The sequence below is a fragment of the Paenibacillus sp. SAFN-054 genome (assembly GCF_051966755.1).
Taxonomy (GTDB): domain Bacteria; phylum Bacillota; class Bacilli; order Paenibacillales; family Paenibacillaceae; genus Paenibacillus_AQ.
Genome location: NZ_JBQCKS010000005.1, coordinates 228,941 through 255,484, shown reverse-complemented (window position 1 = coordinate 255,484; position 26,544 = coordinate 228,941). Strand labels below are relative to the sequence as shown.

General features: G+C 52.9%; 24 protein-coding genes and 1 riboswitch. Of the genes, 16 read left to right on the top strand and 8 right to left on the bottom strand.

The window, feature by feature from the left end; all coding sequences use genetic code 11:
- Positions 1 to 41: 41 nt before the first annotated feature.
- The gene (gene uvrC, locus ACTHPM_RS22365) at positions 42 to 1,925 is read left to right on the top strand and encodes an excinuclease ABC subunit UvrC (RefSeq protein ID WP_440397671.1); all 1,884 of its coding nucleotides are present in this window, start codon (positions 42 to 44) and stop codon (positions 1,923 to 1,925) included.
- Between the two features lie 26 nt (positions 1,926 to 1,951).
- Here the strand turns inward: uvrC and ACTHPM_RS22360 are convergent, their stop codons facing one another.
- Positions 1,952 to 3,634, bottom strand: a complete 1,683-nt coding sequence (locus ACTHPM_RS22360; protein WP_440397670.1) for a CPBP family intramembrane glutamic endopeptidase — start codon at positions 3,632 to 3,634, stop codon at positions 1,952 to 1,954.
- A 261-nt stretch (positions 3,635 to 3,895) separates the two neighbouring features.
- Positions 3,896 to 4,035: riboswitch (cyclic di-AMP (ydaO/yuaA leader) on the top strand.
- Between the two features lie 68 nt (positions 4,036 to 4,103).
- Here ACTHPM_RS22360 and ACTHPM_RS22355 point away from each other — a divergent pair.
- From ACTHPM_RS22355 to ACTHPM_RS22345, 3 genes are read left to right on the top strand one after another with little or no spacing between them, the layout of a single operon-like run.
- Positions 4,104 to 5,444: a TrkH family potassium uptake protein gene (locus tag ACTHPM_RS22355; RefSeq protein WP_440397669.1), complete on the top strand. Its 1,341-nt coding sequence runs from the start codon at positions 4,104 to 4,106 to the stop codon at positions 5,442 to 5,444.
- 60 nt (positions 5,445 to 5,504) lie between these two features.
- Entirely contained in the window at positions 5,505 to 6,173 is a 669-nt protein-coding gene (locus tag ACTHPM_RS22350; RefSeq protein ID WP_440397668.1) for a potassium channel family protein, read from the top strand.
- Between the two features lie 19 nt (positions 6,174 to 6,192).
- Positions 6,193 to 7,437 (top strand): cation:proton antiporter, encoded by a 1,245-nt coding sequence (locus tag ACTHPM_RS22345; protein ID WP_440397667.1) that lies wholly within the window; start codon positions 6,193 to 6,195, stop codon positions 7,435 to 7,437.
- Positions 7,438 to 7,570: 133 nt separating this feature from the next.
- Here the strand turns inward: ACTHPM_RS22345 and ACTHPM_RS22340 are convergent, their stop codons facing one another.
- Entirely contained in the window at positions 7,571 to 8,482 is a 912-nt protein-coding gene (locus ACTHPM_RS22340; protein ID WP_440397666.1) for a LysR family transcriptional regulator, read from the bottom strand.
- 237 nt (positions 8,483 to 8,719) lie between these two features.
- Here ACTHPM_RS22340 and ACTHPM_RS22335 point away from each other — a divergent pair, with 237 nt between their 5' ends.
- The 3 genes from ACTHPM_RS22335 to sdhB are packed head-to-tail and all read left to right on the top strand — an operon-like array spanning position 8,720 to position 11,929.
- A complete protein-coding gene (locus ACTHPM_RS22335; protein ID WP_440397665.1) occupies positions 8,720 to 9,388 on the top strand; it encodes a succinate dehydrogenase cytochrome b558 subunit in 669 nt (222 codons plus the stop codon).
- Positions 9,389 to 9,403: 15 nt separating this feature from the next.
- Positions 9,404 to 11,149 (top strand): succinate dehydrogenase flavoprotein subunit, encoded by a 1,746-nt coding sequence (sdhA, locus tag ACTHPM_RS22330; protein ID WP_440397664.1) that lies wholly within the window; start codon positions 9,404 to 9,406, stop codon positions 11,147 to 11,149.
- Between the two features lie 15 nt (positions 11,150 to 11,164).
- Positions 11,165 to 11,929, top strand: a complete 765-nt coding sequence (gene sdhB / locus ACTHPM_RS22325; RefSeq protein ID WP_440397663.1) for a succinate dehydrogenase iron-sulfur subunit — start codon at positions 11,165 to 11,167, stop codon at positions 11,927 to 11,929.
- 112 nt (positions 11,930 to 12,041) lie between these two features.
- On the opposite strand, the gene ACTHPM_RS22320 is transcribed toward sdhB, so the two are convergent.
- Positions 12,042 to 12,626, bottom strand: a complete 585-nt coding sequence (locus ACTHPM_RS22320; protein ID WP_440397662.1) for a VanZ family protein — start codon at positions 12,624 to 12,626, stop codon at positions 12,042 to 12,044.
- 306 nt (positions 12,627 to 12,932) lie between these two features.
- Between ACTHPM_RS22320 and ACTHPM_RS22315 the strand changes: the two genes are divergently transcribed.
- Entirely contained in the window at positions 12,933 to 13,577 is a 645-nt protein-coding gene (locus tag ACTHPM_RS22315; RefSeq protein WP_440397661.1) for an ion channel, read from the top strand.
- Positions 13,578 to 13,590: 13 nt separating this feature from the next.
- On the opposite strand, the gene ACTHPM_RS22310 is transcribed toward ACTHPM_RS22315, so the two are convergent.
- Positions 13,591 to 14,970 carry an aldehyde dehydrogenase gene (locus tag ACTHPM_RS22310; protein WP_440397805.1) on the bottom strand — a complete coding sequence of 460 codons (1,380 nt, stop codon included), beginning with the start codon at positions 14,968 to 14,970 and terminating at the stop codon, positions 13,591 to 13,593.
- Between the two features lie 112 nt (positions 14,971 to 15,082).
- Between ACTHPM_RS22310 and ACTHPM_RS22305 the strand changes: the two genes are divergently transcribed.
- Genes ACTHPM_RS22305 through ACTHPM_RS22295 form a run of 3 tightly spaced genes read left to right on the top strand, consistent with a single transcriptional unit; the run spans position 15,083 to position 17,561 of the window.
- Positions 15,083 to 15,922: a metallophosphoesterase gene (locus ACTHPM_RS22305; RefSeq protein WP_440421683.1), complete on the top strand. Its 840-nt coding sequence runs from the start codon at positions 15,083 to 15,085 to the stop codon at positions 15,920 to 15,922.
- A gap of 55 nt (positions 15,923 to 15,977) precedes the next feature.
- A complete protein-coding gene (locus ACTHPM_RS22300) occupies positions 15,978 to 16,568 on the top strand; it encodes a GNAT family N-acetyltransferase (RefSeq protein WP_440397659.1) in 591 nt (196 codons plus the stop codon).
- A gap of 24 nt (positions 16,569 to 16,592) precedes the next feature.
- On the top strand, positions 16,593 to 17,561 hold the full coding sequence (locus ACTHPM_RS22295) for a DMT family transporter (protein WP_440397658.1): 969 nt from the start codon (positions 16,593 to 16,595) through the stop codon (positions 17,559 to 17,561).
- Between the two features lie 158 nt (positions 17,562 to 17,719).
- Here the strand turns inward: ACTHPM_RS22295 and ACTHPM_RS22290 are convergent, their stop codons facing one another.
- A complete protein-coding gene (locus ACTHPM_RS22290) occupies positions 17,720 to 18,529 on the bottom strand; it encodes a histidinol-phosphatase (RefSeq protein ID WP_440397657.1) in 810 nt (269 codons plus the stop codon).
- A 35-nt stretch (positions 18,530 to 18,564) separates the two neighbouring features.
- Complete coding sequence (locus tag ACTHPM_RS22285; protein ID WP_440397656.1) at positions 18,565 to 19,467, bottom strand: LysR family transcriptional regulator; 903 nt, start codon at positions 19,465 to 19,467, stop codon at positions 18,565 to 18,567.
- Between the two features lie 395 nt (positions 19,468 to 19,862).
- Between ACTHPM_RS22285 and ACTHPM_RS22280 the strand changes: the two genes are divergently transcribed.
- From ACTHPM_RS22280 to ACTHPM_RS22260, 5 genes are all read left to right on the top strand, one after another.
- A complete protein-coding gene (locus tag ACTHPM_RS22280; RefSeq protein ID WP_136608419.1) occupies positions 19,863 to 20,321 on the top strand; it encodes a chemotaxis protein CheX in 459 nt (152 codons plus the stop codon).
- Positions 20,322 to 20,358: 37 nt separating this feature from the next.
- Entirely contained in the window at positions 20,359 to 21,132 is a 774-nt protein-coding gene (locus ACTHPM_RS22275) for an SDR family NAD(P)-dependent oxidoreductase (protein ID WP_440397655.1), read from the top strand.
- Positions 21,133 to 21,290: 158 nt separating this feature from the next.
- Positions 21,291 to 22,697 (top strand): DEAD/DEAH box helicase, encoded by a 1,407-nt coding sequence (locus ACTHPM_RS22270; RefSeq protein ID WP_440397654.1) that lies wholly within the window; start codon positions 21,291 to 21,293, stop codon positions 22,695 to 22,697.
- A 48-nt stretch (positions 22,698 to 22,745) separates the two neighbouring features.
- A complete protein-coding gene (locus ACTHPM_RS22265) occupies positions 22,746 to 23,492 on the top strand; it encodes an ABC transporter ATP-binding protein (RefSeq protein WP_440397653.1) in 747 nt (248 codons plus the stop codon).
- A gap of 2 nt (positions 23,493 to 23,494) precedes the next feature.
- Complete coding sequence (locus tag ACTHPM_RS22260) at positions 23,495 to 24,715, top strand: ABC transporter permease (RefSeq protein WP_440397652.1); 1,221 nt, start codon at positions 23,495 to 23,497, stop codon at positions 24,713 to 24,715.
- A gap of 107 nt (positions 24,716 to 24,822) precedes the next feature.
- Here the strand turns inward: ACTHPM_RS22260 and ACTHPM_RS22255 are convergent, their stop codons facing one another.
- Both ACTHPM_RS22255 and ACTHPM_RS22250 read right to left on the bottom strand, forming a co-directional pair.
- Positions 24,823 to 24,945, bottom strand: a complete 123-nt coding sequence (locus ACTHPM_RS22255) for a YjcZ family sporulation protein (protein ID WP_440397651.1) — start codon at positions 24,943 to 24,945, stop codon at positions 24,823 to 24,825.
- Between the two features lie 113 nt (positions 24,946 to 25,058).
- Entirely contained in the window at positions 25,059 to 26,360 is a 1,302-nt protein-coding gene (locus ACTHPM_RS22250) for an aminotransferase class I/II-fold pyridoxal phosphate-dependent enzyme (RefSeq protein ID WP_440397650.1), read from the bottom strand.
- Positions 26,361 to 26,544 lie beyond the last annotated feature (184 nt).

The following is a 26,544-nucleotide window of genomic DNA, read 5'->3' as shown; positions in this document are numbered from 1 at the left end:
CGATTTCATGATATCTTAAAGACCGGGAGGAGGAACTTTGCATGGACGAAACGACGGAGTCATTACGCGATTATGAGAAAGCGATGGACAATATACGCAATAAGCTTGCGCTGCTCCCGGATTTGCCCGGATGCTACTTAATGAAAAACACGGACGGCAAAATCATTTACGTGGGCAAGGCCAAAGTGCTGAAAAACCGCGTCCGTTCCTATTTCACCGGCAGCCATGACGGAAAGACGCAGCGGCTTGTGGCCGATATCCGCGACTTCGAATATATCGTCACAGGCAGCAATATCGAGGCCCTGATCCTCGAGTGCAACCTGATTAAAACGCATATGCCGAGATATAACGTTTTGCTGAAAGATGACAAGACGTTTCCATATATAAAAATTACCAACGAACCGCATCCGCGTCTTGAAGTGACGAGGAAGGTCCTCAAGGATAAGGCCAAGTACTTCGGACCTTATCCGAACGCTTATGCGGCACAGCAAACCAAAAAGCTGCTGGACCGGATGTACCCTCTGCGCAAATGCGGGGTCATGCCGAAGGAGGTATGCCTGTATTATCACATGGGTCAATGCCTGGCTCCTTGCGAGAAGGACGTGCAGCAGTCGGAATACGATCGCATTACCCAGGAAATTACGTCCTTTCTAAGCGGCGGACATGAGGAGATCAAGAAGGAGCTTCAGCGGAAAATGGAGGAGGCTGCCGAAGAGCTGTATTTCGAACGGGCCAAGGAGCTCCGCGACCAGATTCTGAACATCGATGCGATCATGGAGAAGCAGAAGATCACGACGGCGGATGCGAGAGACCGGGACGTGCTTGGATTTGCCGTGGATAAAGGCTGGATGTGCGTGCAGATTCTCTACATGCGGCAGGGGAAAATGGTGCAGCGCCACGCGTCGGCTTTTCCGTTCTACGGCGAAGCGTACAACGATTTTATGACATTCGTGACGCAGTATTACAGCGATAACCCGGCTCTGCCGCAGGAGATTCTTCTTCCGGACATGCCGAAGGAAGCTGAAGTGCAGGCCGAAGCCGGCGCCGCGGCAGGGTCCGACTCGCTGGATGCCGCCGGAGCCGCTGCTTCGATGCAGGAATGGCTCGGGATCAAGGTGCTCGTGCCGCAGCGTGGCATGAAGCGGCAGATGGTGGGCATGGCGATCGAAAACGCCAAGGTGTCGCTCGACGAGAAGTTCAGGCTGATTGAACGGGACGAGGAAAGAACCTTCAAGGCTGCATCCAATCTGGGCCAGTCGATCGGCATTGAGCGGCTGCACCGGATCGAAGCATTTGACAACTCCAACATTCAGGGAACCAACCCCGTTTCCGCGATGGTGGTTTTTATAGACGGCAAGCCGGACAAAAAAGAGTACCGCAAATATAAGGTCCGCTCCGTGCAGGGACCGGATGATTATGAAACGATGCGGGAGGTGATCCGGCGCCGCTATGAACGCGTGCTGAAGGAAAATCTGGAGATGCCCGATCTGATTGTTGTGGACGGAGGCAAGGGACAAATTTCGGCAGCGGTTGATGTGCTCGAAAATGAGCTGGGCCTTTTCATTCCGGTGTGCGGCCTGGTCAAGGACGTGAAGCATAGAACCGCACAGCTGATGGTCGGAGATCCGCCTGAACCGGTGGATCTTCCGCGCGACAGCCAGGAATTCTATCTGCTGCAGCGGATTCAGGATGAGGTTCACCGTTTTGCCATCACCTTTCACCGTGAACAGCGCGGCAAATCGATGGTGGTGTCGAAGCTGGATTCGATTCCCGGCATCGGAGAAAAGCGGCGCAAGCTGCTCTTAAAGCATTTTGGATCGCTGAAAAAAATAAAAGAGGCCAGCATCGATGATTTCCGGCCTCTTTCGATAGGGGATAAACTGGCGAAGCAGATTATAGCAGCCCTGCAGGATGAGGAGTCATGAACATGACTCCTTTTTCTTTTGCGCTTTTATTCTGTCAGGATCGGACGCGTTCCTGATGAGCCTTTATTTTTGTTCACGAGATAAACGATGTAAGCGACCACAGCCGGCATAATGATCGTGACGATGCCTGCGAGAATGTCAGGAACGTCGCCGAGGGCGAACAGGCTGAAGCTCATGAGCACGCTGTCGAACACGACGTGGCTGAACATGGCCGCAATATAACCGTGCTTCAGGAATATAAAACTGAAGATCAGCCCGATAACGGTCAGCTCGATCGGCCGCGTCATAACCGGGTAGATCGGGTACAGCGTATGTCCGAACGCCCATATCAAGGTAGGGATGAGGCAGGCCACAAACGTATTGCGGACGAGTTTTTTGAGCATCGGAATCCCGAATAAACGGTATACCGCCTCTTCGGAAATGCCTGCCATCCAAGCCATGATCGGCAGAAGCCAAGGATACAGCATGTTGTACGGCGACTGCGTGGCATCGGTAGTGGACCAGCTGTGAATCGTTTTATCGAGCACGATGTAGATGACGGATTGCACACCCATCAGAATGAACGCCCACAGGAAGCCTGTAAACATGCTGTGAAGCACGTAAGGGCCGTATCCCGGCTCTTTGGCACGGGCCCAGGCATTCACGCCGGATTTGCGCCAAAGCCCGTCACCGCCAACCAGGGAGAAATACAGGAGCGCAGCCATGACGAGATTGAAGAACGTCTGGACGATCATGCCGATGGTAAGACCAAACCCGGTAAGTCCCTCCGCTTGAAGCGCAGGCAGCATGTTATAAGTACTGAACGTGGCTACTGCAAAATAAAAAACGCTCAGAAAGATGCCTCTTTTAAAGGAGGTGTGATGCCGTGTCAATGCGCTGTAGACGATGGCGAGCACGCCGAGGGCAAACGTGAGCAGCCCGTAGCCCACGATGGTAAGCCACTTGGCTTTGGTTGTTTCCTTATCGACATAAGCTGCATGGCCTTCAGGAATGGAGAAGGTCGGCTGGAAGGAATGAATGGCATTGTCTTCGAATGCAAACCTGAGCTGCAGGTTCGAGCTGCCGATGGCTTGGCTTGGATCTGTGTATACGAGTCCTGCTCCGCCGTCCCCGGCAGCTGCCTCCAGTTTGGCCGGATCGAGGCCGGCCTGCTTGATCCACGGATCGGCGAGCTGCTTTTTATCCTGAAGGGTTAAGTCTCCCTCGACGATGCGCAGCTTGTTGTCCCGTTTTTCCTTATTGGGCTCGGCCATCGCTGCAGAGTACCGGGAATATTGCGGCGTCAACGAGAATGCGATGGGCTTGCCTGACTTCATATGTATGTCGATGTTGGCGTAGCCGCCATCTCCCTGCTCTGTCAGCCGCACGCGGAAGACGTCGTAGGGATAGTTTTTTTCGTATGTTTTGTTGTATTGGTCCAGCAGCTTTTCTCTCGATAAATAACCATAAAGGTCGGAGCTGGACTGGTAAGTAACTAGCGCCTCGTCTCCCTTGTCAATCTGGAGATGAAGCGAATCCTGCGCGAATGCCGCGGCGGCTTTTTGCGCCTGCTCCTTGCTGATCACCTTCGCATCTTGCTGCTCGAGCGTGTCCGAAGCGGTGGAAGGCAGGATCTGGAACAGGACGAACAGAACAAGACCAATGACCGCGAACACGCCCAGCCGCTTGTAATTCGCCTTGAGCTGGAGTGGTTGTCCGACGGGATTCATGAGATGCCCCCTTTTTTAATAGTGAAATGATTGGTTATATACATAGTATAAACGTAAACATAGCATACGATGTCCCAGGAATGCCAGTTTTCGCGGAAAGAGTCATGAAAATACGATGAAAACGAAGAAAAGAAGTTGTAAACTCAAGAGAATGGCAGACTTTTATGAGAATTGTGATGCAATCAGGCTGTATTCCGAGTTTTTCATACGAATTATGGCTTTGTGATGTAAAACAATAAGGATTATAATTTTGATGCAATTGAATAACACGCGCCGAATTTCAGTTTGAAAACGGGGGAACCATTATTTAGGGGTGAATTTCGCTTGAATAGGAGCGAATAGGGCAACCTGTGCATGCCCGAATCCGTCAGCTAACCTCGTAGGCGTTATGCAGCAGGAGCCCAAACCGAAAGGCATTGGATTTCCGATGCTTTTTTTCTTTTGACTTTTTTCGTAAGAGGTGGATATGTTGACAGCTAAATTCAAATGGTTTCGATTGGCGCCCCCGCAAATACTTGTTTTGGGGTTCGCCGCTATTATCCTGATCGGGGCCATACTTCTCACCCTGCCGATATCCAACACGACGGGCAAGCCGCTTCGGTTTATCGATGCCTTGTTCACCGCGACGTCGGCGACATGCGTTACGGGTTTGGTTGTCAAAGATACAGGTACTTTTTTCAGCACCTTCGGACAAGTTGTGATCATGCTGCTTATCCAGGTGGGGGGACTCGGTTTCATGACCATGGCAACCCTGTTCTCGCTCGTTCTGAAACGCAGGATCTCGCTGCGCGACCGCCTGATTCTGCAGGAAGCCATGAACCAGAATACAATGGAAGGCATCGTGCGTCTGATCCGCAAGGTTCTGCTGTTCTCGCTCCTTATCGAAGGCTGCGGCGCCATTCTGTTCGCGGTTCGCTGGTCCTTCGACATGCCGGTGGGACGGGCCATCTACTTCGGTATATTTCATGGCGTATCCATGTTCAACAACGCGGGCTTCGACCTGTTCGGCCATTTCAATTCCTTGACCGGGTATGTGTACGATCCGCTCGTGAACTTTGTCGTGATGTTTCTGATTGTATCTGGCGGCATTGGCTTTATCGTCTTGTCGGATTTGGTGGAATATCGCAAGAACCGGAGGCTGTCCCTGCATTCCAAGATCGTGCTGTCCATGACGGCGGCGCTGATCCTGATCGGGGCTCTCGTTATTTTTGTGTTCGAGTTCACCAATCCCAAAACGCTCGGCTCCTTGAATTGGGGCGGCAAAGTGCTCGCATCCTTCTTCCAGTCGGTGACGCCGCGTACGGCAGGCGCTAATACGATTGATCTGGCAGGCATGCGGCAGGCATCCCAATTCTTCATGGTCATACTCATGTTCATCGGCGCTTCGCCGGGATCGACCGGCGGCGGTATCAAAACGACGACCTTTACAATCATGGTGGGCGCAGTAATCGCCATGATCCGGGGCCGCGACGATATCGTGCTCTTCCGTTACCGTCTTGCACAGGAACGCATTTTTAAGGCGCTGACGATTACGTTCCTGGCTTTGTTTTTGGTGGTCGGCGTCGCGATGGTGCTTTCAACGACGGAAGACAGCAACTTTCTGACGATTTTGTATGAAACGACTTCGGCCTTCGGCACGGTCGGCTTAACGCTCGGCCTGACGCCGCATTTGTCGCTGGTAGGGAAGATTCTTATCAGTCTGACGATGTTTGCCGGACGTCTCGGTCCGCTGACGCTGGCCTATGCGCTGGGTCCGAAGAAAGGCAAGGAATTGTATCGCCATCCCGAAGGGAAAATTATTATCGGGTAGATGCCGGATTAAGTATAGAGAGACAAGAAATTTGATTATATAAGGAGTATCGGGAGAGAGATGAAAACACAGCAGTTTGTCGTGATCGGTCTGGGACGTTTCGGTTCCAGTCTTGCACTGGAGCTGATCGATCTGGGGTATGAGGTGCTAGGCATCGACAAAAATGAAGAGGTCGTCAGCAATATGAGCGAATACCTGACCCATGCGGTCGTGGCGGACGCCACGGACGAGGAAGTATTAAAGTCGCTGGGGATACGGAATTTCGACTGCGGCATCGTGGCCATCGGGGACGATATCCAGATGAGCATTCTCGCGGCGATTTTGCTGAAGGATCTTGGCGTGCGAACGGTTGTCGCCAAAGCGATCTCGATCCTGCACGGGCGCGCGCTCGGCAAGCTGGGCGTGGACCGGGTCATTTTTCCGGAACGGGACATGGGAATCCGCGTGGCGCATCAGCTGGTAACGCCGAACCTGCTTGATTATATCGAGCTGTCCAAGGAGTACAGCATCGTCGAAATGACGGTGCCGAAAGCGCTGGATGGCAAAACGTTAAGCGAGATCAATACCCGGGCCAAATTCGGCTGCAGCATCGTCGCGCTGCATCGTGAAGGAAAGATCATTGTTGCTCCAACCGCGATGGACCAGCTTCATGTAGGGGATATCATGGTCATTATTGGCTCCAATTCGAATATCGACCGCTTCGAGAGCGAAGCCGTGAACGTAAAATAGAGCAGGAAGTGACAAAGCCATGGAGTCCTCGACGACTGAAATTATCCATCATATTTTAATTTTGCTGTTATTCATCATTACCGTCGGGATGCTGGCCGGAAGGCTGGCGTCCTGGCTCCGTTTGCCCGACGTGGCCGTATTCATCATCGCCGGCATGGTGCTTGGAAGAGGCCTGCATCTGATCAATGCCTCCAGCAGCTCGCTGATCAATCAGCTGATCCTGACCGTGGGGTCGGCGCTGATTCTGTTTGACGGAGGCCGCAACTTACGGCTCAGCGGACTGAAAAAAGTGTGGATCAGCCTTTCGCTGCTTAGTGTTCCCGGCGTCATTATCACGACTGGCGTCGTAGGCCTCGCCGTGCATTATTTGTTCGGGCTGGACTGGATCTTCTCCTTTCTGGCGGCTGCGGTCATTGCTTCGACCGACCCCGCTTCGATCATTCCGGTCTTTAAGCAGGTCAAGATTAAGGAGCGGGTGAGGGAAACGGTGGAGAGCGAGTCCGCCTTCAATGACGCAACGGGCTCGATTCTGACCTTTGCGCTGCTCGCGGCGGTGACAGGCGGCGAGTCTTTGCATGTCGGAAATATGGCATGGGACTTTGTCAAAACAGCCGTCGGCGGCATTCTCGTCGGAGCGGTCGTCTCGACAATCCTGACCTATCTCGTTGCGCATTTCCGCCTTGGCGTGCTGAAGGATTACACGACGATCGCCATGATTGTCGTTGCACTTTCTTCCTATTTAATAGGAGACTTGCTTCATGTGAGTGGCTTTATGGCGACGTTCGTGGCCGGTCTGATCTGGGGCAATGCCGATACGATGGGACTTTCCATGGATGACAAGCTGGAGGAAACGGGAAGCTTTGCGGATAATACCAGCGTGATGATGCGGATGCTGATTTTTATTTTGCTGGGAAGCCAGGTCGATTTCAAGGTGCTTGGCGAATACTTCTGGCAGAGCCTGATCGCGGTGCTCGTCCTGATGTTTGTTGCCCGGCCGCTGACGATTCTGCTGTGCGCCTTGCCGGACCGCAAGGTGAAGTGGTCCTGGCGCGAGCTGCTGTTCATGATGTGGGTACGCGAAACCGGCGTCATTCCGGCGGCGTTGTCCGGCTTGATTGTGGGGATGGGCGTCCAGCATGCCAGCGCGATTTCGGCAATCACGTTCATGGCGATCATGCTGACGATTCTGCTGCAGGCCAGCACCACGGGGCTTGCTGCACGCAAGCTGGGGCTTGAGATTAAGCCCGGGACGGAAGGGCCTTAAGACGGCAGGCTGAATCATTCGGAAGTTTGGTTGAAGCGAAGCTTTCTTGGGTACAAACATAAGCTGCTCTTCAGGCGCACGAAATATGGCGGAGAAGGGCAGCTTTTTGTGTAAACAGCCCTGACTCTAAGATTCAGAGTCCGGTGGATTGTACATACTGGCCGAAGATAGACTTGGTTTCTTCGATCCAGCGTTTGGCACCGGCGCTTAATCCTCCGTTCTCGGAATAGATCAGCGAAGTGGTACGCCTCGTTTCTTTGAGCGCCGGAATATGAATACTCACCAAATCGTTGTCTTCCAGGAGCTGACGGCGCAGATACGATTTGGGAAGCAGGGCAGCTGCCTTACAGGCAGGCAGGAGCCGTACGATGGCTTCGAACGAATCCATCTCCATGCGGATGTCCGGTACGACGCCAGCGCGATGAAAGAGCTCATCCGTTAGTTTGCGGTACCAGGTTCCCGTTGAAAAAATAATCATGGGGAGGCCGTGAAGCTCATCCATGCCCACCTCGGCCTGCTCAGTAAGCGGATGATTTTTGTGGAGGATGAGCTCCAGGTGATCGTCAAACAAGGCCGTACACCGCAGGCCGGGTTCTTCGATGGAGGAGGCGACAATGCCCGCATCCAGCTTTTTGTCCCGCACGGCAGATACGATCTCATGCGTCTTCCCTGTGATGAGCTTGAGCTCGGCCGTCGGATGCTTCTCCATAAAAGCGGTGACGAGCGGCGGCAGCGTCGTTTGCAGGGTGGTCAGACTGGCTCCGAGCGTGACGGAAATTTGCTCGTCTCCTTTATATTTGGCGATCAACTGTATGAATTTCGCCTGCTGCTGCCGCTGCTCCAAAGCGAAGTTATACGCGGTCTGTCCGAATGCGGTAAGCTCCAGTCTTTTGCCGCGGCGATTGAAAAGACTGACGCCGAGCTCGTCCTCCAGTTTGGAGATTTTGCGGGACAGCGCAGGCTGAGACAGATTGAGCAGCTTGGAAGCCTTATTCAGGCTGGACTGCTCGACGATGGTGGCGAAAACGTCCAGATCCTCGAACATGCGAAAATCACCTCCTTTGATGTATTATGAAATAGTTCACAGCGAGTTTGTACGCCTTATGTTATATATGCATCTAGATTATAACGATTAATAATTATATTGCAATTCCATTATAAGAAAAAAAAGAGTAACATGAAATGTGCCACAAGTTGTTCACACTTTAAAAGAGAATAGCTGTGAAATGTCGAAAAATGAATTTTGAAAACGTTGTAAAGTGAGAAAGGGGCACGTCAATCTATGAATGGTTATTCTTCCAGAAAGCTGCATTCGCTTCTTGGAGTCATTCCGCTCGGCTTGTTTTTCATTGAGCATGCGCTGACGAATTTCGGTGCATTCGAGGGAGGTCCGGGGCGTTTCAACGCAGGTGTGAAGCTGCTGAACGACCTTCCGCTTGTCATCGTGCTGGAGTGGGTGCTGATTTATCTTCCGCTGCTCTACCACGGCGTTTTCGGTTTGTATATTGCCTATCAGGCCAAGCCGAATAACGGGCGCTTCCAGTATTCCCGCAACTGGCGCTACTTGTTCCAGCGGATTACAGGCGTCATTACCTTTGTGTACATCGTCTGGCACTTGTATGAAACCCGTATTCAGGTTGCGCTCGGGAACGTGACCCATGAGGAGCTGGGCAGCGTGATGCACGACATCATGACGCAGCCGGGGCTGTTCATTCTGTACCTCATCGGCGTCGTATCCGCATCGTTCCACTTCGCCAATGGTCTGTGGTCTTTCCTGGTCAGCTGGGGCATCACGGTCGGACCGCGCGCGCAGCGCGTATCTTCGTATGTCTGCATGACGCTGTTCGTAGTCGTTGCACTGCTGTTCGTGCTGTCCATGGTAGCTTTCCGCAGAGCGGAATTCCAGGAAGCAGCCGTATTGCTTGATACTGTAAAGTCAGTTTTTAGTTAAGGAGAGTGATCGTGAATGGCAACAAATAATGTAATTATCGTGGGCGGCGGTCTGGCGGGCCTGATGGCTACCATCAAATCGGCGGAAGCCGGCGTCCATGTTCACTTGTTCTCGTTGGTTCCTGTCAAAAGATCTCACTCCGTTTGCGCGCAGGGCGGTATTAACGGAGCCGTAAACACCAAAGGTGAAGGCGATTCACCATGGATCCACTTTGACGACACCGTATATGGCGGTGACTTCCTGGCCAATCAGCCTCCGGTCAAAGCGATGTGCGAAGCCGCTCCCGGCATCATTCACCTGATGGACCGCATGGGCGTAATGTTCAACCGGACGCCGGAAGGCTTGCTTGATTTCCGCCGTTTCGGCGGTACTAAGCATCACCGCACGGCGTATGCGGGCGCTACGACAGGCCAGCAGCTGCTGTACGCTCTTGATGAGCAGGTACGCCGTCACGAAGCGGAAGGCCTCGTAACGAAGCATGAGCACTGGGAGTTCCTGTCCGCAGTTCTCGATGATGACGGCGTATGCCGCGGCATTTGCGCGCAGGATCTACGCACGATGGAAATTCATACGTTTGCTGCGGATGCGGTTATTCTTGCGACCGGCGGCCCCGGCATCGTATTCGGCAGAACGACCAACTCGGTCATCAACACAGGTACAGCAGCAAGTGCCGTATACCAGCAGGGCGTGCATTATGCGAACGGCGAGTTCATTCAGATTCACCCGACGGCCATCCCTGGGGATGACAAGCTGCGCCTGATGTCCGAATCCGCGCGCGGCGAAGGCGGACGGATCTGGACGTACAAAGACGGCAAGCCTTGGTACTTCCTTGAAGAGAAATACCCGGCTTATGGCAACCTCGTTCCGCGGGATATCGCGACACGCGAAATTTATGACGTGTGCGTAAACCAGGGACTTGGCGTCAACGGGGAGAATACGGTTTATCTCGATTTATCGCATAAGGATCCGAAAGAGCTGGACGTGAAGCTTGGCGGCATCATCGAAATCTATGAGAAATTTGTCGGCGACGATCCTCGCAAAATCCCGATGAAAATTTACCCTGCCGTGCATTACTCCATGGGCGGCATGTGGGTTGATTACAACCAAATGACGAACATTCCCGGGCTGTTCGCAGCTGGCGAATGCGACTATCAATACCACGGCGCGAACCGTTTGGGCGCAAACTCGCTCGTATCTGCGATCTATGGCGGTATGGTAGCCGGACCGAAAGCTGTCGAGTATATCAAGGGACTGAAGAAGTCGGCTGCGGACGTATCGTCGAGCGTATTCGAGAGATACAAAAAGCTGCAGGATGACAAATACGAAAGCATCCTCAAAATGGATGGCAACGAGAACGCATACGGCATCCATAAAGAGCTTGGCGAAATGATGAATAACAATATGACGGTTGTTCGCTACAATGACAAGCTGGAGCAGACCATTGGCAAGATCAAGGACATGAAGCAGCGCTACAAGAACATCAACATCAACGATAAATCGCGCTGGAACAATCCGGGTGCTTCCTTTACGCGCCAGCTGTGGAACATGCTCGAGCTTGCCGAAGCCATGACCCTCGGAGCGCTGCTGCGCAACGAGAGCCGCGGTGCGCATTACAAGCCTGAATTCCCGGATCGCAACGACGAAGAATTCCTGAAAACCACCAAAGCGACTTGGACGCCGGATGGTCCGGAAATTTCTTATGAACCGGTTGACGTTTCGCTGATCCCTCCGCGGATCCGCGATTATTCCAAAGAGAAGTAAGAAGGGGGATTTGACATGGCGGAACAAACTGCATCTACCAAAACAGTGAAGTTTATCATTACCCGTCAGGACAGCCCGGACGCTGCAGCGTATGTCGAGGAGTTCGAGCTTCCTTATCGCCCGGGAATGAACGTAATCAGCGCGCTGATGGAAATTCAGCGTAATCCACGCAATACCAAAGGCGAAACCGTAGCGCCGGTATGCTGGGAATCCAACTGTCTCGAGGAGGTATGCGGTGCCTGCTCCATGGTCATCAACGGCAAGCCTCGCCAGGCCTGCGCCGCGCTGATCGATAAATTGGAACAGCCGATCCGCGTACAGCCGATGAGAACATTCCCTGTGGTCCGTGACCTTATCATCGACCGCAGCCGGATGTTTAACGCTCTCAAACGTGTTAAAGCATGGGTTCCGATCGATGGCACGTACGACCTCGGTCCTGGACCACGGATGCCTGAGAAGAAGCGCCAGTGGGCATATGAGCTGTCCAAGTGCATGACCTGCGGCGTATGCCTCGAGGCTTGTCCGAACGTGAATGACAGAACCGACTTTATCGGTCCGGCAGCGATTTCCCAGGTTCGTTTGTTCAATGCTCACCCAACGGGAGAGATGAACGCCGACGAGCGTCTGGACGCTCTTATGGACGATGGCGGCATCGAGGGCTGCGGCAACTCGCAAAACTGTGTCCGCTCCTGCCCGAAAGGAATTCCGCTGACGACTTCCATCGCGGAAATCAACAAGCAGACGACCAAGCATCTGTTCAAAAAATGGCTTAGCGTGTAACGCCCGGCCCGTACGACAAGAGCCTCCTGCTCTGCAGCATAAACTGCAGAGCAGGAGGCTCTTTCTCAATCGCGCAGACATGTGCAGAAACCGCTGCAGAGTGAATATGTCCTTATATGTGGACGCCGCCCCTCAAATCAGGCGTGTCTGCTGCGCCGGTCATCCGTTTCCAGCCTGAACTGCTCCTGAATAGATAGTTCAACCCTGCAAAAAGGGCATATCCGATCATTCCTCCGGCCCCGTTCATGATGACATCATCCACGTCGGCAGACCTTCCCGTGAAGTACTGAATACATTCGATCAGAAGCGTAAGTGACAACAAGCAGAGTGCGGCTCTCCACAATGAGCGCAAGGATTTAAACACCATCATCAGCAGCACTGACAACGGAACGAACATCAGAACATTCAACACCAGCTGGCCGATCATTCTCTTATAGCCCATCTCGTACGTATGGGTTACCCAGACGAACGGCTTCAGGTTTAAATAATAGTATCCAGGCCTGAATGTGATACCCCCAAGGAAAATTGTGGCCAAGCTGATTAAGCTGCAGCACACGATCAATACATATACGGTGACATGCCTCAATACAGGCCGATGTCTTTTACGCAGAGCAAAAAAGAACGGCAGGTAGAGAATGGCCGACAGGATGGCAGCAACCGGCATTCCGAGCATGAACACACCAATAAAAAGCGACATAACCAATACCTCCAATACTGTGAATCCAAGTATAAGGCAGGTCGCTTTGATCTCCTATCGGTTTGGCTTACATCCACCTTACAGGGCCGTAAGAAAGAAGGCCTGTCTTGAATTGAACAGGCTGCAGGTTAAGTCGTTTAAACTGAAAAAATGAACATGTTTTACTTATGTAAAGATGCGTATATAGGGCTGCGCCAGGGTAATCAAAATTAAGACCATCATGATTTGGGGTAATATCATAGATTACAAGCATCGCCAGCTCTTAGGGCAGGCGATGCTTGTAATCTGGCGGGAGCGTGCTTAGTCATGTCTTGGTGGATGTGGATGGTTAATGTCGCAGGATTGGCTGCGCTAATCTACTTCTTTTACAGCTTGGAGAAGAAATGGACGAGCAAAGCCGTGCTGCTCGCGCCCATCATCATTTATGTGCTGGTGTCCTTGGAAGATTTGTTCGGACTCATTGATCTGATGAAGATCGTGCCGGGGAACGGGGGCATGCAGGCGCTGATTCTCTTGTTCTGCCTGGTATCCGTCACTTTTTACGTACTGTATATTTTTAGCCGGATCGCCGAATCGGTAATGAATAAAAAGAAGGTCTACATGAAGGCGCTGCTGATTCGGATCAGCACGGCGGCCATGACCTGCGTTTTCTTCTTTACTATTATTTACACGTCCATTTATAAGCTGTTCGGACATCATACCTTTGATGGGCAAAATATCGGCAACGATCTGCTGAATCAGCTCGTATCCTTCTTGTACTTCAGCGTAGCCACGTTTGTGACGGTCGGATACGGAGACATTGCCCCCGTGGACAGCACCTCCAGGCTGGCGGTCGTCATGGAAATCTGCTTCAGCTTCATCACGGTGGCTTACGCCCTGTCCATGCTGAGCGTATTTCGTAAAATCTTCAGCCCTGGGCCGGATGATCATCCGCAAGAGGAAGAGATTTAGGGAGCATCCGCACTTAAGGCTTCATGAGCTTCCGAATATATTTCAAGCCGTTTTTGGAAGACGGATAGCGGAATTTGAAATCAAACCTATTGGTCTGCTTCAGGACGCTCTTGAAGTGAGTGAAGGTATCGAAGCTGCCTTGTCCGTGGTAGGCACCCATCCCGCTTTCCCCGACACCGCCAAATGGAAGATGTGGAGTGGCGATATGCATGAGCGTATCGTTGATGCATCCCCCGCCGTAAGAGACGTTGCCGACAACCATTTCCTCGATCTCGGACTCCCGCGTGAACAGATAAAGGGCAAGCGGCTTCGGACGATCATTGATCATGTCCATGGCCTCCTGAATACCGTCGTATGCTATGATCGGCAGGATCGGACCGAAGATTTCTTCCTGCATCACGTGCATATCCCAAGTTACTTGATCCAGCAGGGTGGGGGCGATGGCCAGACTTTCCGGATCGCTGTTGCCGCCGCATAGAACGTTGCCGTCTTGGAGGAAGGAAGCAAGGCGTTTGAAGTGCTTGTCGGAAACGATATGAGCGTATGCAGGATTGGAAACCGGATCCGGGCCGTAGAACTCCCTGATGGCTTCCTGTATGCAGACAATCAGCTCCTGCTTCACGCTCCGGTGCACCAGAAGATAATCGGGAGCGATGCAGGTCTGCCCGGCATTAGTGAATTTGCCGAAAACGATCCGCTGGGCGGTCAGCTTGAGCGGGGCGTCCGCATGGACTATGCAGGGGCTTTTTCCTCCGAGCTCCAGCGTCAGCGGGGTTAGCTGTTTGGCGGCAGCCTGCATGACGATTTTGCCGACCTGGACGCTGCCCGTGAAAAAGATATAGTCGACCGGCTGTGCGAGCAGCGCCTGGCTTACGTCCACACCGCCTTCGATAACAGCCACGTACTCCTCATCGAAGGCGCTGCGCATCATTTCCGCGAGCAGCGAGGACATGGAGGGAGTCAGCTCCGACGGCTTCATGACGACCGTATTGCCCGCGGCCAGGGCTCCGATCAGGGGGGATACCGCCAACTGAAAAGGGTAATTCCAAGGCGCGATAATGAGCGTGACACCGTAAGGTTCAGGAACGATTCGCCCTTTGCTGCCGATATGCGTCAGCGCCGTTTTGACCTTTTTGGGCGTCATCCATCTTTTCAAATGTTTGATCGTGAAGGACAGTTCCTCGTAAACAATCCCGATTTCCGTGGAGTAAGCCTCGAATTCGCTTTTATTCAAGTCCCTTTTAAGTGCTTCGATAACCTTCTTCTCGTATGCGATGAGCACATTTCTCAGCTTCTTCAGCTGCTTCAGCCGATACTCATAAGAACGCGTCGTGCCGCTTTTGTAAAAATGTTTTTGTTTCTGAATCAGGTTCGCCATGGTATCGTTATACATAACAGCTTCATCCCTTTTTCGGTTATGATCGAACGTTTTTCCGTTCATCTATTCTTATTCCTATTATACAGGGAGTTTTCATGAAATGAAAAACAGTCCGAAGTCTGGCACGATGACGCGAAGGGCGTTTTTAAAGCGCTGCGGAGCGGCTTTTTTGGGTGCCGGCATGCTGACCAGCGGTTATGCCTGGCTTTGGGAGCCGCGCCAGCTTGACGTAACCCGTCTGACCCTTCGCTGTCCCAGGCTGCCGGAGGCGTTTGACGGTGTGCGGATTGCGCATTTCAGTGACCTTCATGTAGGTTATCATTCCCGCGTCCGTGACATGGCACGGTTGAAAGACGCGGTTCAGGCCGAGGCGCCCGATATGATCTGCTTTACCGGCGACGCCGTAGATTCAGGAACGGACGCCCTCGCTGACTATATACCGCTCCTGGCTTCCATGGATGCAGGACTTGGCAAGTATGCCATTCTCGGCAATCACGATTACTTGGTCCATCCGGACCGTGTCGCTGATATGCTGGTCACGGCAGGCTTTCGAGTCCTCCGTAACGAGAATGTCCTGATCAACCATCAGGGAGCCCATTTGGCCGTCGTCGGGCTGGAAGACCAACTGATGGGCAGCCCGGATCCTGTTCAGGGTCTAAACGGTGTGCCGAAAGGCCTGTTCACCCTGCTGATGATGCATGAGCCGGATTATGCGGACACGGCCGCCTTATATCCGTTCGATCTGCAGATATCCGGTCACAGCCATGGCGGGCAGGTAAGGCTGCCTTGGGTTGGCGCGCTGCTGACGCCGCCTGGATCTAGACGTTATATTATGGGAAGGTACGCGATCGGAGATCGTTCCATGCCGCTGTACGTCAATCGAGGCATCGGCGAAACGCATCTGCCTATACGCTTTTTATGCAAACCGGAGCTTACCGTGCTTACGCTGCGTACAGGCGAACCCTGAATCCGGGAGAGCCGATGAGCTACCGGTGAATAACGGAATCAAAGGAGGAATGGAGATGTTCGCGGAACCGTGCCGATTCGCGCCAAGGCTGACGGGAGAACGCTTATCGCTTGAGCAAATCGGGAAGAAGGATGCTCCGGACGTGCTGTCGATCCTCTCCGATCCGCTTGTGATGAAATACGTCACGCAGGGCTCTTTGTTCAGCTTTGCAAGATCGCGCCGTGTTGCGGCCGAGCTGCTGAACGGGGGGCTGTCGGGCTCGGTGCATTACGGTATCCGGCTTCCCGGAGAGGACAAGTTGGCTGGGGTGGTATCCTTGCAGAACCTGCGGGAGGAACGCCGCGATGCCATGATCGGCTACATGCTCGATCGCAGTTTCTGGCATCAGGGGCTGGCTACGGAGGCACTGGGCCTATTGCTTCGCTATGTATTCAATGACCTGCATCTCCGTCGCATTGAGGGCAGATGCCACGCGGTGAATACAGCATCGGAACGCGTGATGCAGAGGAATGGCATGGTTCTCGAGCGGACCATGTCCCAAAGGCGCATGTTTTTTGCGGCGCCGCTGGAAATGAAAATTTACAGTCTTACGGATCAACAATATCAGGCCCGATATAGAGGTGCTTGGGATGATGCAAAGGATTAATCGAAGGGAGATTCGGACAGCAAGGTGAAGGCAGAAACGTGGTTTAGACATCCGGCAGGCATACTGATCAGTTCCGCAGGGGCGACATTGCTCTGGGGAAGCGCCTTGCCGGTCATTAAGATCAGCTATGAGCATTTTGACATCGATTCACAGAACGTATTTGGAGAATGGGTATTCGCAGGATACCGTTTTGCCCTCGCAGGGCTCATTCTGATCGTGCTTGCCTTGATGATGGGGCAGACGCGAAGCAGCGGAAGAAAGCCGCTCTCCATGCCCCGGCTGGTGCGTTTGGGCTTCATCCAAACGTTTATGCAGTATCTCGTGCTGTATGCGGGACTGAGCTTCAGCTCGGGAATTGAAGGCTCCATTCTGGTAGGCTCCACCTCATTGTTTCAGATTCTGTCGGCCAGGCTGATGGACAAGAACGAGGGATTAAGCCTTACCAAGTGGTGCGGACTGCTGCTTGGTTTTCTGGGCATCCTGGTCATGGGATTTGCGCAGCAGGGGGTCCAGTTTCATTTTGGCATTGGAGCGATCCTTTTGTTGGCCTCGGCTGCGTTCGGCGGGTTCGGGAACGTGCTTTTCCGCAGGGAAAGCGCCCAGGAATCCGTCATCGCGCTGACCGGTAAGCAGATGCTGGCGGGCGGTCTCGGACTGCTGTTGGTAGGGGCCGTGCGGAGCGGGCTGGCCCCGTTCCATTTTGACGCCAAGGGCTGGCTGCTGCTCGCTTATCTGTCGGTCTTGTCAGCGGCAGGGTTTGCCCTTTGGAATACGGTCATGAAATATAACGCCGTCGGCAAGGTGTCGCTTTATCTGTTTCTGATTCCGGTATTCGGGGTTCTGTTGTCGTCGGTCCTGCTGGATGAGAGAGTTTCGGCGTGGATCGGTTTGTCGCTCGCGCTGGTCGTTACGGGTATCGTTATCGTGAATCGTTCCGGTCGTTCGAGGGGGCAGAATGGACAAGTCCAGAAAGAGGCTTCGAAGAGCTTGTAATGAAAGAGGTAAGCTTTGTAACACAATTGAAATATTACTGTTATGCGTCTCTAACAGAGAGCGGGTACACTTATTGCATGACCCCCTTTTTGAAAATATAAATGATGTTTGAGGACCCGCACGTGACGGGTCCATTTTTTTTTGCCTTTATACGCTCATTACAAAGGTACGCGGATCTGCTGCTTATTTTTGTAATACACCCACTCAGTAAAACCGATCTCCTTCAGCCGGCTCGCGACCTGATCCAGCTCATCCGCCACGCGGGACGGCTTATGGGCGTCGGAGCCGAACGTGACATCCACGCCAAAGTGGCATGCCCGCTCAAGTATCGCATCGGATGGATACCAGCCGCCGCTCAGCTTCGTTTTACCCGAAGTGTTGATCTCGATCGCAACATTGCACTCTGCAATGACCTGCAGCGTTTCGTCCAGAACCTCTGTGGCAGGAATATCGGAGAACGCCGGATAATTGCCCTTCATGGCGTCAATGTGGCCGAGAATCTGGAACATGCCGCTGCGAGCCGAATCCTGGATGAGCTTGTGATAATCCGCCTTCGTTGCTGCATGCTCTTTTTCCCCGAGTCCCTTCCAGCGGTTTTTGTTAAAAATGCTGACCCCGCCGACAAAATGCACAGAGCCGATCACGTAATCGAAAGGATATCCCGATAAAATTCGGCGGTAGACCTCGGCATGATCGGGAAAGTAATCCGATTCAATGCCCAGGAGCACATCGATCTTCCCTGCGTATTCCTTTTTCAACTGCAGCACTTCATCGACGTAGTGAACTAGCTCGGATTTGCCCATCGCAATGCCGGGAAACTTCTGCTCTTCCTGTTCGCCAAAGTACGGCGTATGGTCCGAGATACCGATGGCCGAAAGACCGGCTGCAATGCCGGCCTCAACATAGTCGCGGATATTGCCGTCTGCATGACCGCAGCGGAAATGATGGGTATGAAGATCAAATTTCACGTAAAAAACTCCCTTCCATGATAGATTCCGGATGTTTATTCGGAGCTGATGAACTGGGTTTCGGGCATGCCCCTTACATCGCTCAAAAATTGCTGCATGGCTGAGTTGAGGTACTTGCCTGACTTATAGATCACTCCAACGGGATGACTGACCTCCAGCTCCCCCAGCTGAATGATCTTCAGTGTACCGTGGCGCAGCTCGCTTGCGACCGATTGTTTGGACATAATAGCCGCGCCCAGATCGATCTCGACCATCCGCTTGATCTCTTCGCTGCTGGACAGCTCCATGACCACATTGGGCTCGATGCCATGCTTTTTGAATATGTCATCGGTAAAACGCCTGCCGACTGTATCCGGAGAGAGCAGAATGAGCGGCGTATCTTTGAGGACATCGATGGACACGGTCGTTTTCTTGGCCAAAGGATGGCGGGGCGAAACGATGAGCTCAAAGGTGTCGTAATAGAGCACCGACGTCATGAGATTCGGATTGCGCTCGATCAAGTAACCGATGCCAACGTCGATTTGCCCGTTTTCGACGCTCGTATAGATTTGCGAGGAGGCCATGGACTGGATCGAGGTTTTGATAAGCGGAAACTGGTTCTGAAAATAAGAAAGCACCCTTGGCAGGATTTGAATCGCGATCGAGGTCGTCGTGCCAAGCGCGATGTGTCCCTGCGGAATATGCTCGAGATCGGACAAACGCTGTTTAAGCTCTTCGACGACGGCCAGAATTCGTTCGGCATGCTCGAGAAAGACTTCACCGCGGTCGGTCAGCGTCACCGGCTGGTTCCTGTCGACCAGGACGGTTTTGAATTCATCCTCGAGGCTCTTGATTTGGGCAGATACGGCAGGCTGGGTCAAATTAAGCAGTTCCCCGGCTTTGCGGAAACTCATCGTCTTCGAGATGGTAATCAGTGTCTCCAGTTGACTGATGTTCATGCAGTTCCTCCTTAGACCTTATTTGTACCCTACAGCTGAATTTCGACCATATGTATATCCTTTAATTATATGGGATTCGGAAAGCCGTTACAATGGAAGAGAGAGCTTCGGCAGGAGAAGGAAGCAGACCTATTTTTTTAAAAAATGTTGTCTACAAAATTCGCTATGGTATTCAAATTTGTATCTAAAGGACCGATATAAGTATCAGGATTTTATTGATTCTTTTCACAAATAGGAAATAGGGATCGGTAATAAGGGTATTTGTACCCTGGTTATAAAATCAAGTGTGAATTTTGGTGATTTATTCAGGGGTTTACCGTATAATTATTTCAAAGAGAAATGGGACTTTAGGAGCGTGTCCTGGAATCTACAATGGAAGGGGTGTTTAACAGAACATGAAAGCAGAGGTTATCAATCCTTTTCTGGAGTCCGCGCGGCTTGTCATTGAGCAGGTCATTCAAGTTTCTCCCTCGACGGGAAGCCTTGGAATCAAGACGGTGGAATTAATTCAGGACCATATATGGATACATATCGGGATGACCGGGCAATTGAGCGGAAATATTATGTTCGGCATTCATGAGCATGTTGCGCTGCGGATGGTGTCTGCGATGATGGGAGGCTATGTGCTGACCGAAATGGACGAGATGGGGCAAAGCGCCATTTCCGAGCTTGGCAACATGATCAGCGGAAACGCGAGCACGATTCTGTCCAATCAGGGAGTGAGCGTCGACATTACGCCGCCCAAAGTCGTGAAAAGCGAGCAGGTCACTTCGTTTCTTCCGCAAAAGGCGCTCAGTATCCCTCTTCTTATGGACGGTATCGGAGAACTGGATATTCAGGTCATGATTTCATAAAATAAGGTTATCCAAGTTCTTGGGAGGATATGAAATCATGTTGGAGAATAAAATCGTCGTCATTACGGGAGCCTCAAGCGGGATCGGCCGGCTGACGGCCCAAATGCTGAGCAGCGAAGGCGCGGTACCCATTCTGGCTGCACGCTCGCGCGACAAGCTGGAAGAGGCTGCAAGCGATATCGCCGGAAAGCACGCGATCCAAACGCTGGACGTGACGAATACGGATCAAGTCAAGCAGGCGATGGAGGAGATCATCCAGGAGCATGGCAGAATCGATATCCTGGTGAACAACGCGGGGTACGGCAAATTCGAAAGCGCCTTGGACATGCCCCCGGAGGAGTTTCAGCGGATGATGGACGTGAATTATATGGGGATCGTGCGCTGTACGAAGGCGGTGCTGCCCCATATGCTGGAACGCCGAAGCGGGCATATCGTAAACATTGCCTCCATGGCAGGCAAAATCGGGACGGCCAAATCGACGGCTTACACAGCGACCAAGCATGCGGTGCTTGGTTTTAGCAATGCGCTGCGCCAAGAACTGCGTGAGACGGGTATTACCGTATCGACCGTCAATCCGGGTCCGATCGATACGCCTTTTTTTGATATCGCGGATCCATCAGGCGGGTATGTAAGCAGCGTGGAGTGGCTGATGATGAAGCCCGAACATGTGGCACGCAAAATCGTAAAGCTCATGAAGACGGGCAGGGAAGAGCTGAACCTTCCGCTTAAGGCCGCGGCCGCTATGCGATTGTACCAGCTGTTTCCGCGTCTATCAGATAAGCTTACCTACCGGATGATGAATAAAAAGTGACAGGCCGGCTCCGAATGAGCCGGTTTTTTTCTTGTGAAGAACGACTCCTCGGACTGCGCTTTCGAATTAACTTTTGGTACCGCGGCGCTTTTATCATATAATAAGTAGTAATGACGATCATGCACGTTCAAAAAATCAGGTTTAAAGGATGGAAATTGATGAGCTTAACTTCATTTACAGCATTGGGCATTGAAGATTCATTGGTCGATGGCCTGTCGGAATACGGTATTACGGAGCCAACCCCGGTACAAGCCGAGGCGATTCCCGCCATTATGAAAGGGGCGGATGTGCTTGCACGTTCGCAGACCGGAACAGGCAAAACCCTTGCCTACCTTCTCCCGCTTCTGCAGAGCATTGATCCCGAGCTGAAATCGGCGCAGAAGCTGGTTATCGCACCAACGCAGGAGCTCGCCATGCAAATCGTGAGAGAAGGCGAGAAATACGGGCAGCTTCGCGGCATTCAGGTGCTTGGCCTGATCGGCGGAGCGGCGCTCAAGAGACAGGTGGAGAAGCTGAAGCTGCATCCGCAGCTGATCGTGGGTACGCCGGGAAGAGTTCGCGAGCTGATCGAGGTCCGCAAGCTTAAGATGCATAACGTGGGCACGATTGTCGTCGATGAGGTGGACCAGGTTTTCCAGCTCGGCGGTGCAGGCGACGTAGACCGGATTCTCCGCAGCGCCCTCCGGGACCGGCAGCTGGTCTTCTTGTCGGCAACCGTAAGCGAGCAGACGGCAGCACTGGTCAAACGGGAAATGCATAATCCGGTGGAAATCGGCATCGATCCGGATCAATCAACGGCCAAGGGACTTGAACATATTTACTTCGCGGGAGAAGAACGGGACAAGGTGGAGAACCTGCGCCGGGTCATCCGTCATTACAACCCGAAGAAAGTGATGGTGTTCGTCAATCAGACCGAGACCATCGGAGAGGTGCAGTCCAAGCTCAACTTTATGGGCTTGTCTGCGGAAGCCTTATACGCAGATGCGGATAAGCTGGCCAGAAGCCGGGTACTGAACGGTTTCCGTGCCGGCAAGTTCAAAGTGCTTGTGGCCAGCGGCGTTGCCGCGCGCGGATTGGATATTGAAGGACTTGAGATGGTCATCAATTATGATCCCGCGCCGGATTCCGAGCATTATGTGCACCGTGCCGGACGTACGGGACGTATGGGGCGCAGCGGATTGGTCGTTTCACTGGTCACGAACCGGCAGATTTTCATCATGAATAAGTTCGCCAAGGAGCTTGGCATCTCGCTGACGGAGCGCAAATTGTACGGCGGCAAGGTGTTGGATCCAAGAGAGGCCGCCGGTGTTCGAAATGCATCTCCGCGTCTTAAGCCTGCGGACCCTAAAAAAGGAACCCGGGCGTCGATTTCGGCTGAAGGTGCGGGCCGCGAGGGCTCGCTGAAGAATAATTCGGATAAAAAAGACAGCCGTAAGGCAGGCCCTGCCAAAAGCAAAGCCGAGCCTTTCCGCGGCGGGAAGCCGTCCGAGCGTCAAAGCCGCAGCGAACGGGAGCGGGAACGGAAAAACAAAGGCGCTCCTAAATGGTTGAAGGATAAAAAATAAGAAGCGTCCATCCCGAATGGACAGTTGGCATATCATGGAGGTGATGCAATGAGCGGCAATACGATTCTGGACATCCAGGGGTTAAGCGGCGGCTACAGCTTGAATCGGCCGGTGCTGCACGATATTTCCTTTCAGGTGAAGCCGGGCGAGATGGTCGGCCTCATCGGCTTGAACGGCGCCGGTAAAAGTACGACCATGAAGCACATTCTCGGTCTGATGAACCCCCAGAAGGGTGAGATTCGGGTACAGGGCAAAAAACGGGAAGAGGACTCGGAAATCTATCACGGCTCGCTGGCGTTTGTCCCGGAGTCTCCGCTGTTGTATGAGGAAATGACCGTCCGCGAGCATCTGGAGTTTACGGCAAGAGCGTACGGCGTAGACCGCGGCGATTATGAGGAACGTGCGAACAGGCTGGCTGGCATATTCCGTATGCGGGACAAAATGGACAGTCTCTCGACGCATCTGTCCAAAGGGATGCGCCAAAAAGTCATGATTATGTGCGCTTTCGTGGCCCGGCCTTCGCTGTACATTATTGATGAGCCTTTTCTCGGCCTTGATCCGCTGGGCATCCGCTCGCTGCTGGATTTCATGGTTGAGCTGAAGGAAGGCGGAACTTCGATTCTGCTCAGTTCACATATCCTTTCGACGATTGAAAATTACTGCGACCGGTTTATCGTGCTGCATCAGGGAAGCGTGATTGCCCAAGGAACGCTGGCAGACATCGCAGCGCAGGCCGGAACGACCGGGGCAGGACTGGAAGACATGTTCTATACCCTCGTGCAAGGCAGGGATTAACGATGGACCTGAGACAATTAAGGGCTGAGCGGCGCAGCCGCTTCTGGGGAAAAGAAGTGCTGCCTTATCTGGGCTATGTCATACAGAGCGGAGTGGCCGTGCTGCTGTTGTTCCTGCTAATCGCCTTCTCGGCATGGTATACGTCCTTGGTACAGCATATCCCCGAAGGACTCCCGATCCGCTGGATTATGCTCGTTTTGTTTGTGCCGCTGACGGTCAACAGCAGCTTCCGAACGTATTTGCAGCCTGCTGATACCGTGTTTCTGCTGCCGCAGGAATCCCGGATGAGCTCTTATTTCAGCGGAAGCTGGAGGAGCGGAGTCGTTTATAAGCTGCTTGGGATGGCTCTCGTCTTCCTCATTTCATGGCCGCTGTATGTTCGCAGCGATGAGCATCCGCAGTCCTTCTGGCCTTTCCTGCTCGTACTTGTCGCTTTGAAGCTGATTGCGAGCTACGGATGCTGGAAAGAGCTGCGGATGGTATCGCGCAGGGTAGCCATGTCGTATCGGTTTCTCCGCTATGCCGTGCTTGCGCTGGCGGTGGCCGCGTGGCTGTGGCAGCCGGCAGGGAGAAGCCTGATATTTATCATCCTGATTGCCGCCACTTACTTCGTGGCGCTTCGCCTGCCTGCCAAGCATCTCGTGGCATGGGAGAGATTGATTGCCCAAGAGAAAACGCATAGCGGCCGCGTGCTGATGGTACTCGGCTGGTTCGTGAACGTACCGGGCAGACAGCAGCGCATTTACGCGAGGAAATGGCTGTCCTGGGCTGGCAACCGCATACCGTGGAAGCCTGAGGCTGCCTACCGGTATCTCCTGATGAAAAGCTTTGTGCGCAGCGATATTCTGGGGATCGTGCTCCGGGCAGGGATCTTGGCTGCGCTGCTGGTCTGGTGGACGCGGAGCGGCATGCTGGGAATCGGCATTTATTTGTTTTTTGTATTTCTGGCGGGTGTGCAGCTTTCGTCGCTGCTTCGCTACCACAGTGAATCCTTCTGGCTGCATGTGTATCCCATTCCTCCCGGCAGCCGCCGCAAGAATGCGGTGGAGCTCGCGTTTCAAATCCAGCTGCTGTTTGCGGTGCTGGTGTGGCTTCCGCTGCTTGGGGGCGGCGTGAACCGGATGGGAGCGATTTTCATGGCGCTGGCCGGAGGCGTGATTCTCAGCCTGTTGTTCCGGTATTTCGCAGGACGGAACAAGACGGTTGACGATGATGACGAATAACCGGATGCCCCGGAGCATTATAAGTACGCATAAAAAAGCAGAAGGCAGGGATTGCTCCCGCCTTCTGCTTTTTGGTTTCGGCTGATTTTTTGATTCAAGAAGATGGATTAGATCCAGAAAGAACGAGTGATGATAACCAGGAGGATGAAGAGAACCAGGATGGCACCTGTGTTACCAAATAATCCTGCTCCGCAACCGTATCCGTATCCGCCTCTTACTTCTTCGCTCATTGTTCATTCCCCTTTGCCATGGATTGTTTTAGTTACATCGTATCTTATGTCTCAGGGGTACACTGTGCTTGGGCAATCACCCGTTCTTCTTCAAAAAAATCAATTCGCGCCGTTTACTTGCTCTTCAGGTCCTGAATGCCCTGATACACGAGATCGAAGAGCTCCTCGAGGTATTCTTCCTCGATGCACGAAAAGGCAACGCGCAAATCATGCTCTCCGAGCGCGATAGTTCCGACGCCGTATTCATATAGGATATGCGTACGCAGCTCTTCAGCGGAAACATCCTTGAGCTTAAGGCACATGAAGTATCCCGAGTTGAACGGATAGTATTCCCACACATCCTTGTACTTGCCGCTGTCCAGCAAGTCTTTAACCTTGTTGGCACGGCCCTTCATGATCTGGAATTTCTCTTCCTTTTGCGCATGGAATTCAGGCGATTTGAGCGCTTCGAGCACAAAGGTCTGGGAAGGGTGGGCACCGCTTGAAATGGTGGCCCGGATGATGCCGAGCGTCTTTTGCTCCAGCGCATGGATGACTTCCTTGCTTTCGGAAGCATAGGTAATGAAACCGACGCGGAAGCCCCAGACGAATTCCTCTTTGGTCGCGCCGTCGACTTTAACCGCGAGTACGCGTGGATGGAGATCCGCCAGCTTGCCGAACAGGGATTCCTTCAGGGAATCTTCAAAGAACAGGCCGAAATAGGCGTCATCCGTTACGACCACGACATTAATGCCGGCTTCGGCCGCTTCCTTGACGGCAGCGACGATCTCGTTGCCTTCCTTCAGTCCCGGCGTGTAGCCCGTGGGGTTATTCGGGAAGTTTAGGATGACAACTGCTTTGCCTTTATCCTTCTGGGCGAGCAGCGCTTCGCGCAAACCCTGGCTGTTGAACGTCATCTCCTCCGTGAAGAGCGGATAGTTTACGATCTCTGCATGACGGCGGATGCCGAAGGTGAGCTCGTAGTTCTCCCAGTTTTTGTCGGGGTAGATGACGGCGTCCCCCTCGTTGACGAACAGGTCGGCAACCACGCTGAGTCCGTGCGTCAGCGCATTGGTCACGATCGGACTGCTAAGCGATTTGCCTTGAAGCGAAGGATTCTCCTCTTTCATTTTGGCGAGCCAGGCCGTCCGGAGTTCCGGTTTGCCGGCAGGCGGAGCATAAGGGTACAAATCCTTCGGCTGGAAAGCGGAGAGCTTGCTTTGGATGACATCCAGATGCATCGGGATGCCGCCTTCGGTGGCGATGCCGATCGTTGCATTGTATTTCTTGGCATGTCCGGATGCTTCCGCGGATTGGCTCAAGATGCCTTCCTTAGGAAAATAGATCTCTTTGCCCAGCGTGGACAGCATGTCGTACACATGCGGGTTGCCGGATTTTACGCCCTCGTTCAATTGTTCAGCAAGTGAGTTTAACATGTCTTCCATCCTTCCGAATCGGTTGTAATGTCAGGAATTTTGAAAAATCCCAATGTAAGGTTTTCCGTTTTAACTGCCTAACATTATATCACCTGCGGGCGGAACCGTCACGGAAAATGGGGCCTTCGGCCGTCTCAAACGGCGGTATATTTTTCAAGGAATCGGGCTTGCCAACACATGCTGC

Bases quoted from the DNA above. Each gene is read 5' to 3' on its own strand.
- uvrC (WP_440397671.1), top strand. From the start codon at position 42: ATGGACGAAACGACGGAGTCATTACGCGATTATGAGAAAGCGATGGAC.
- ACTHPM_RS22360 (WP_440397670.1), bottom strand. From the start codon at position 3,634: ATGAATCCCGTCGGACAACCACTCCAGCTCAAGGCGAATTACAAGCGG.
- ACTHPM_RS22350 (WP_440397668.1), top strand. From the start codon at position 5,505: ATGAAAACACAGCAGTTTGTCGTGATCGGTCTGGGACGTTTCGGTTCC.
- ACTHPM_RS22345 (WP_440397667.1), top strand. From the start codon at position 6,193: ATGGAGTCCTCGACGACTGAAATTATCCATCATATTTTAATTTTGCTG.
- ACTHPM_RS22340 (WP_440397666.1), bottom strand. From the start codon at position 8,482: ATGTTCGAGGATCTGGACGTTTTCGCCACCATCGTCGAGCAGTCCAGC.
- ACTHPM_RS22335 (WP_440397665.1), top strand. From the start codon at position 8,720: ATGAATGGTTATTCTTCCAGAAAGCTGCATTCGCTTCTTGGAGTCATT.
- sdhA (WP_440397664.1), top strand. From the start codon at position 9,404: ATGGCAACAAATAATGTAATTATCGTGGGCGGCGGTCTGGCGGGCCTG.
- sdhB (WP_440397663.1), top strand. From the start codon at position 11,165: ATGGCGGAACAAACTGCATCTACCAAAACAGTGAAGTTTATCATTACC.
- ACTHPM_RS22320 (WP_440397662.1), bottom strand. From the start codon at position 12,626: ATGTCGCTTTTTATTGGTGTGTTCATGCTCGGAATGCCGGTTGCTGCC.
- ACTHPM_RS22315 (WP_440397661.1), top strand. From the start codon at position 12,933: ATGTCTTGGTGGATGTGGATGGTTAATGTCGCAGGATTGGCTGCGCTA.
- ACTHPM_RS22310 (WP_440397805.1), bottom strand. From the start codon at position 14,970: ATGTATAACGATACCATGGCGAACCTGATTCAGAAACAAAAACATTTT.
- ACTHPM_RS22305 (WP_440421683.1), top strand. From the start codon at position 15,083: ATGACGCGAAGGGCGTTTTTAAAGCGCTGCGGAGCGGCTTTTTTGGGT.
- ACTHPM_RS22300 (WP_440397659.1), top strand. From the start codon at position 15,978: ATGTTCGCGGAACCGTGCCGATTCGCGCCAAGGCTGACGGGAGAACGC.
- ACTHPM_RS22285 (WP_440397656.1), bottom strand. From the start codon at position 19,467: ATGAACATCAGTCAACTGGAGACACTGATTACCATCTCGAAGACGATG.
- ACTHPM_RS22280 (WP_136608419.1), top strand. From the start codon at position 19,863: ATGAAAGCAGAGGTTATCAATCCTTTTCTGGAGTCCGCGCGGCTTGTC.
- ACTHPM_RS22275 (WP_440397655.1), top strand. From the start codon at position 20,359: ATGTTGGAGAATAAAATCGTCGTCATTACGGGAGCCTCAAGCGGGATC.
- ACTHPM_RS22270 (WP_440397654.1), top strand. From the start codon at position 21,291: ATGAGCTTAACTTCATTTACAGCATTGGGCATTGAAGATTCATTGGTC.
- ACTHPM_RS22265 (WP_440397653.1), top strand. From the start codon at position 22,746: ATGAGCGGCAATACGATTCTGGACATCCAGGGGTTAAGCGGCGGCTAC.
- ACTHPM_RS22260 (WP_440397652.1), top strand. From the start codon at position 23,495: ATGGACCTGAGACAATTAAGGGCTGAGCGGCGCAGCCGCTTCTGGGGA.
- ACTHPM_RS22255 (WP_440397651.1), bottom strand. From the start codon at position 24,945: ATGAGCGAAGAAGTAAGAGGCGGATACGGATACGGTTGCGGAGCAGGA.
- ACTHPM_RS22250 (WP_440397650.1), bottom strand. From the start codon at position 26,360: ATGTTAAACTCACTTGCTGAACAATTGAACGAGGGCGTAAAATCCGGC.